This window comes from Neisseria sp. P0021.S007, assembly GCF_051956855.1.
This window is the reverse complement of the sequence record NZ_JBQCXA010000011.1, coordinates 1-5,597: the sequence shown is the minus strand read 5'-3', so window position 1 is coordinate 5,597 and position 5,597 is coordinate 1. Positions and strand designations below refer to the sequence as shown.

The 5,597-nt window shown below is 50.1% G+C and carries 2 tRNA genes and 3 rRNA genes; all 5 read right to left on the bottom strand.

Going from position 1 to position 5,597, the window contains the following annotated elements:
* Positions 1-65 precede the first annotated feature (65 nt).
* The 5 genes from rrf to ACTHUR_RS10465 all read right to left on the bottom strand — a co-directional run bounded on the left by rrf (position 66) and on the right by ACTHUR_RS10465 (position 5,315).
* Positions 66-179, bottom strand: a 5S ribosomal RNA gene (gene rrf, locus ACTHUR_RS10485).
* Positions 180-275: 96 nt separating this feature from the next.
* Positions 276-3,164, bottom strand: a 23S ribosomal RNA gene (locus tag ACTHUR_RS10480).
* Between the two features lie 347 nt (positions 3,165-3,511).
* Positions 3,512-3,587, bottom strand: a tRNA-Ala gene (locus tag ACTHUR_RS10475).
* A gap of 5 nt (positions 3,588-3,592) precedes the next feature.
* A tRNA-Ile gene (locus ACTHUR_RS10470) sits at positions 3,593-3,669 on the bottom strand.
* Between the two features lie 105 nt (positions 3,670-3,774).
* Positions 3,775-5,315 (bottom strand): 16S ribosomal RNA (locus ACTHUR_RS10465).
* The 16S, 23S and 5S rRNA genes sit together here with 2 tRNA genes alongside, the layout of an rRNA operon.
* Positions 5,316-5,597: the final 282 nt, after the last annotated feature.

Below are 5,597 nucleotides of genomic sequence, written 5' to 3'. Positions count from 1 at the left end.
CAAACCGACAGAACCGACAGGCATGTAAAAAGCCCCCGACATCAGTCGGGGGCTTCGGAATGAGTGTTTGGCGGTGACCTACTTTCACATGGAAGAACCACACTATCATCGGCGCTGAGTCGTTTCACGGTCCTGTTCGGGATGGGAAGGCGTGGGACCAACTCGCTATGGCCGCCAAACTTAAACTGTTACAAATCGGTAAAGCCTTAATCAATATATTTGGTGATGACTGAATCAGTCAGTAAGCTTTTATCTCTTGAAGTTCTTCAAATGATAGAGTCAAGCCTCACGAGCAATTAGTATGGGTTAGCTTCACGCGTTACCGCGCTTCCACACCCCACCTATCAACGTCCTGGTCTCGAACGACTCTTTAGTGTGGTTAAACCACAAGGGAAGTCTCATCTTCAGGCGAGTTTCGCGCTTAGATGCTTTCAGCGCTTATCTCTTCCGAACTTAGCTACCCGGCTATGCAACTGGCGTTACAACCGGTACACCAGAGGTTCGTCCACTCCGGTCCTCTCGTACTAGGAGCAGCCCCCGTCAAACTTCCAACGCCCACTGCAGATAGGGACCAAACTGTCTCACGACGTTTTAAACCCAGCTCACGTACCACTTTAAATGGCGAACAGCCATACCCTTGGGACCGACTACAGCCCCAGGATGTGATGAGCCGACATCGAGGTGCCAAACTCCGCCGTCGATATGAACTCTTGGGCGGAATCAGCCTGTTATCCCCGGAGTACCTTTTATCCGTTGAGCGATGGCCCTTCCATACAGAACCACCGGATCACTATGTCCTGCTTTCGCACCTGCTCGACTTGTCGGTCTCGCAGTTAAGCTACCTTTTGCCATTGCACTATCAGTCCGATTTCCGACCGGACCTAGGTAACCTTCGAACTCCTCCGTTACTCTTTGGGAGGAGACCGCCCCAGTCAAACTGCCTACCATGCACGGTCCCCGACCCGGATTACGGGTCTGGGTTAGAACCTCAAAGACACCAGGGTGGTATTTCAAGGACGGCTCCACAGAGACTGGCGTCTCTGCTTCAAAGCCTCCCACCTATCCTACACAAGTGACTTCAAAGTCCAATGCAAAGCTACAGTAAAGGTTCACGGGGTCTTTCCGTCTAGCAGCGGGTAGATTGCATCTTCACAACCACTTCAACTTCGCTGAGTCTCGGGAGGAGACAGTGTGGCCATCGTTACGCCATTCGTGCGGGTCGGAACTTACCCGACAAGGAATTTCGCTACCTTAGGACCGTTATAGTTACGGCCGCCGTTTACTGGGGCTTCGATCCGATGCTTGCACATCTTCAATTAACCTTCCAGCACCGGGCAGGCGTCACACCCTATACGTCCACTTTCGTGTTAGCAGAGTGCTGTGTTTTTAATAAACAGTCGCAGCCACCTATTCTCTGCGACCCTCCAGGGCTTACGGAGCAAGTCCTTAACCTTAGAGGGCATACCTTCTCCCGAAGTTACGGTATCAATTTGCCGAGTTCCTTCTCCCGAGTTCTCTCAAGCGCCTTAGAATTCTCATCCTGCCCACCTGTGTCGGTTTGCGGTACGGTTCGATTCAAACTGAAGCTTAGTGGCTTTTCCTGGAAGCGTGGTATCGGTTACTTCATGTCCGTAGACACTCGTCGTCACTTCTCGGTGTTAAGAAGACCCGGATTTGCCTAAGTCTTCCACCTACCGGCTTAAACAAGCTATTCCAACAGCTTGCTAACCTAACCTTCTCCGTCCCCACATCGCATTTGAATCAAGTACAGGAATATTAACCTGTTTCCCATCGACTACGCATTTCTGCCTCGCCTTAGGGGCCGACTCACCCTACGCCGATGAACGTTGCGTAGGAAACCTTGGGCTTTCGGCGAGCGGGCTTTTCACCCGCTTTATCGCTACTCATGTCAACATTCGCACTTCTGATACCTCCAGCACACTTTACAATGCACCTTCATTGGCCTACAGAACGCTCCCCTACCATGCCAGTAAACTGGCATCCGCAGCTTCGGTTATAGATTTGAGCCCCGTTACATCTTCCGCGCAGGACGACTCGACCAGTGAGCTATTACGCTTTCTTTAAATGATGGCTGCTTCTAAGCCAACATCCTGGCTGTCTGGGCCTTCCCACTTCGTTTACCACTTAATCTATCATTTGGGACCTTAGCTGGCGGTCTGGGTTGTTTCCCTCTTGACAACGGACGTTAGCACCCGCTGTCTGTCTCCCGAGGAACCACTTGATGGTATTCTTAGTTTGCCATGGGTTGGTAAGTTGCAATAACCCCCTAGCCATAACAGTGCTTTACCCCCATCAGTGTCTTGCTCGAGGCACTACCTAAATAGTTTTCGGGGAGAACCAGCTATCTCCGAGTTTGTTTAGCCTTTCACCCCTATCCACAGCTCATCCCCGCATTTTGCAACATGCGTGGGTTCGGTCCTCCAGTACCTGTTACGGCACCTTCAACCTGGCCATGGATAGATCACTCGGTTTCGGGTCTACACCCAGCAACTGTTCGCCCTATTAAGACTCGGTTTCCCTACGCCTCCCCTATTCGGTTAAGCTCGCTACTGAATGTAAGTCGTTGACCCATTATACAAAAGGTACGCAGTCACACCACAAGGGTGCTCCCACTGTTTGTATGCATCAGGTTTCAGGTTCTATTTCACTCCCCTCCCGGGGTTCTTTTCGCCTTTCCCTCACGGTACTGGTTCACTATCGGTCGATGATGAGTATTTAGCCTTGGAGGATGGTCCCCCCATATTCAGACAGGATTTCACGTGTCCCGCCCTACTTTTCGTACGCTTAGTACCACTGTTGAGATTTCGAATACGGGACTATCACCCACTATGGTCAAGCTTCCCAGCTTGTTCTTCTATCTCGACAGTTATCACGTACAGGCTCCTCCGCGTTCGCTCGCCACTACTTGCGGAATCTCGGTTGATTTCTTTTCCTCCGGGTACTTAGATGGTTCAGTTCTCCGGGTTCGCTTCGCTTATCCTATGTATTCAGATAAGGATACCTCCTAAGAGGTGGGTTTCCCCATTCGGACACCGCGGGATCATAGCTTTATTGCCAGCTCCCCCGCGCTTTTCGCAGGCTTACACGTCCTTCGTCGCCTATCATCGCCAAGGCATCCACCTGATGCACTTATTCACTTGACTCTATCATTTCAAGAACCTCTTTGACTTCGTTTGCCTACCCGTTGACTAGGGAAGCAAACTTGAAATTCCTACTTTGATAAAGCTTACTGCTTGTTGTGTCTTAATCCTGCCTTTTGTGTTTCAGGATTAAGTCGATACAATCATCACCCAAATACTGTGTTTGTTTTCTTTTCTCTTGCGAGAGATTTTTTATCCTTTGCAAAGAATAAAAAATCAAAACAAACGCATTGTCTTTGTTTGTTGATTTCGGCTTTCCAATTTGTTAAAGATCGATGCGTCAATATTTCACTTCGCAAATCAAAATAAGCTGCTAAGTATAGCAGGCTTCCTTTGATTTGTAAAGTACTTGGTGGAGGCAAACGGGATCGAACCGATGACCCCCTGCTTGCAAAGCAGGTGCTCTACCAACTGAGCTATGCCCCCGTTCTTGGTGGGTCTGGGAGGACTTGAACCTCCGACCCCACGCTTATCAAGCGTGTGCTCTAACCAGCTGAGCTACAAACCCGGATTCTCTTCTTAAGCGAATCTTGTCTTCACTCAAGCTTTTCTCTTCCGCATCTTTTACAGTTTACCGATAAGTGTGAATGCATCAGACCTCTTCTTTCTCTAGAAAGGAGGTGATCCAGCCGCAGGTTCCCCTACGGCTACCTTGTTACGACTTCACCCCAGTCATGAAGCATACCGTGGTAAGCGGGCTCCTTGCGGTTACCCTACCTACTTCTGGTATCCCCCACTCCCATGGTGTGACGGGCGGTGTGTACAAGACCCGGGAACGTATTCACCGCAGTATGCTGACCTGCGATTACTAGCGATTCCGACTTCATGCACTCGAGTTGCAGAGTGCAATCCGGACTACGATCGGTTTTGTGAGATTGGCTCCGCCTCGCGGCTTGGCTACCCTCTGTACCGACCATTGTATGACGTGTGAAGCCCTGGTCATAAGGGCCATGAGGACTTGACGTCATCCCCACCTTCCTCCGGCTTGTCACCGGCAGTCTCATTAGAGTGCCCAACTTAATGATGGCAACTAATGACAAGGGTTGCGCTCGTTGCGGGACTTAACCCAACATCTCACGACACGAGCTGACGACAGCCATGCAGCACCTGTGTTACGGTTCCCGAAGGCACTCCTCCGTCTCTGGAGGATTCCGTACATGTCAAGACCAGGTAAGGTTCTTCGCGTTGCATCGAATTAATCCACATCATCCACCGCTTGTGCGGGTCCCCGTCAATTCCTTTGAGTTTTAATCTTGCGACCGTACTCCCCAGGCGGTCAATTTCACGCGTTAGCTACGCTACTAAGCAATCAAGTTGCCCAACAGCTAATTGACATCGTTTAGGGCGTGGACTACCAGGGTATCTAATCCTGTTTGCTACCCACGCTTTCGAGCATGAACGTCAGTGTTATCCCAGGAGGCTGCCTTCGCCATCGGTATTCCTCCACATCTCTACGCATTTCACTGCTACACGTGGAATTCTACCTCCCTCTGACACACTCTAGTCACCCAGTTCAGAACGCAGTTCCCAGGTTGAGCCCGGGGATTTCACATCCTGCTTAAGTAACCGTCTGCGCTCGCTTTACGCCCAGTAATTCCGATTAACGCTCGCACCCTACGTATTACCGCGGCTGCTGGCACGTAGTTAGCCGGTGCTTATTCTTCAGGTACCGTCATCAGCTGTCGGTATTAGCAACAGCCTTTTCTTCCCTGACAAAAGTCCTTTACAACCCGAAGGCCTTCTTCAGACACGCGGCATGGCTGGATCAGGCTTGCGCCCATTGTCCAAAATTCCCCACTGCTGCCTCCCGTAGGAGTCTGGGCCGTGTCTCAGTCCCAGTGTGGCGGATCATCCTCTCAGACCCGCTACTGATCGTCGCCTTGGTAGGCCTTTACCCCACCAACTAGCTAATCAGATATCGGCCGCTCGAATAACGCAAGGCCCGAAGGTCCCCTGCTTTCCTCCTCAGAGAATATGCGGTATTAGCTAATCTTTCGATTAGTTATCCCCCATTACTCGGTACGTTCCGATATATTACTCACCCGTTCGCCACTCGCCACCCAAGAAGCAAGCTTCTCTGTGCTGCCGTCCGACTTGCATGTGTAAAGCATGCCGCCAGCGTTCAATCTGAGCCAGGATCAAACTCTTATGTTCAATCTCTAACTTATAACTTCTGGTCTGCTTCAAAGAAACCGACAGGACAATGTCTAAAACATCATCTTGTCTGTCTTTCAAACAGTGTGAGGCCTAATGCACTCACACTTATCGGTAATCTGTTTTTTAAAGAGCGAATCGAATTATACAGTACATTTAGCAAATGTCAACTAAAATTATCGAAAATTCTAACTAACTGTGTTATACTGTCTGCTTCGTTTTCTTCACCGCGTCAGCAGCGAAGAACCGAACTATACGCCTACCTACAAAACCAGTCAACAC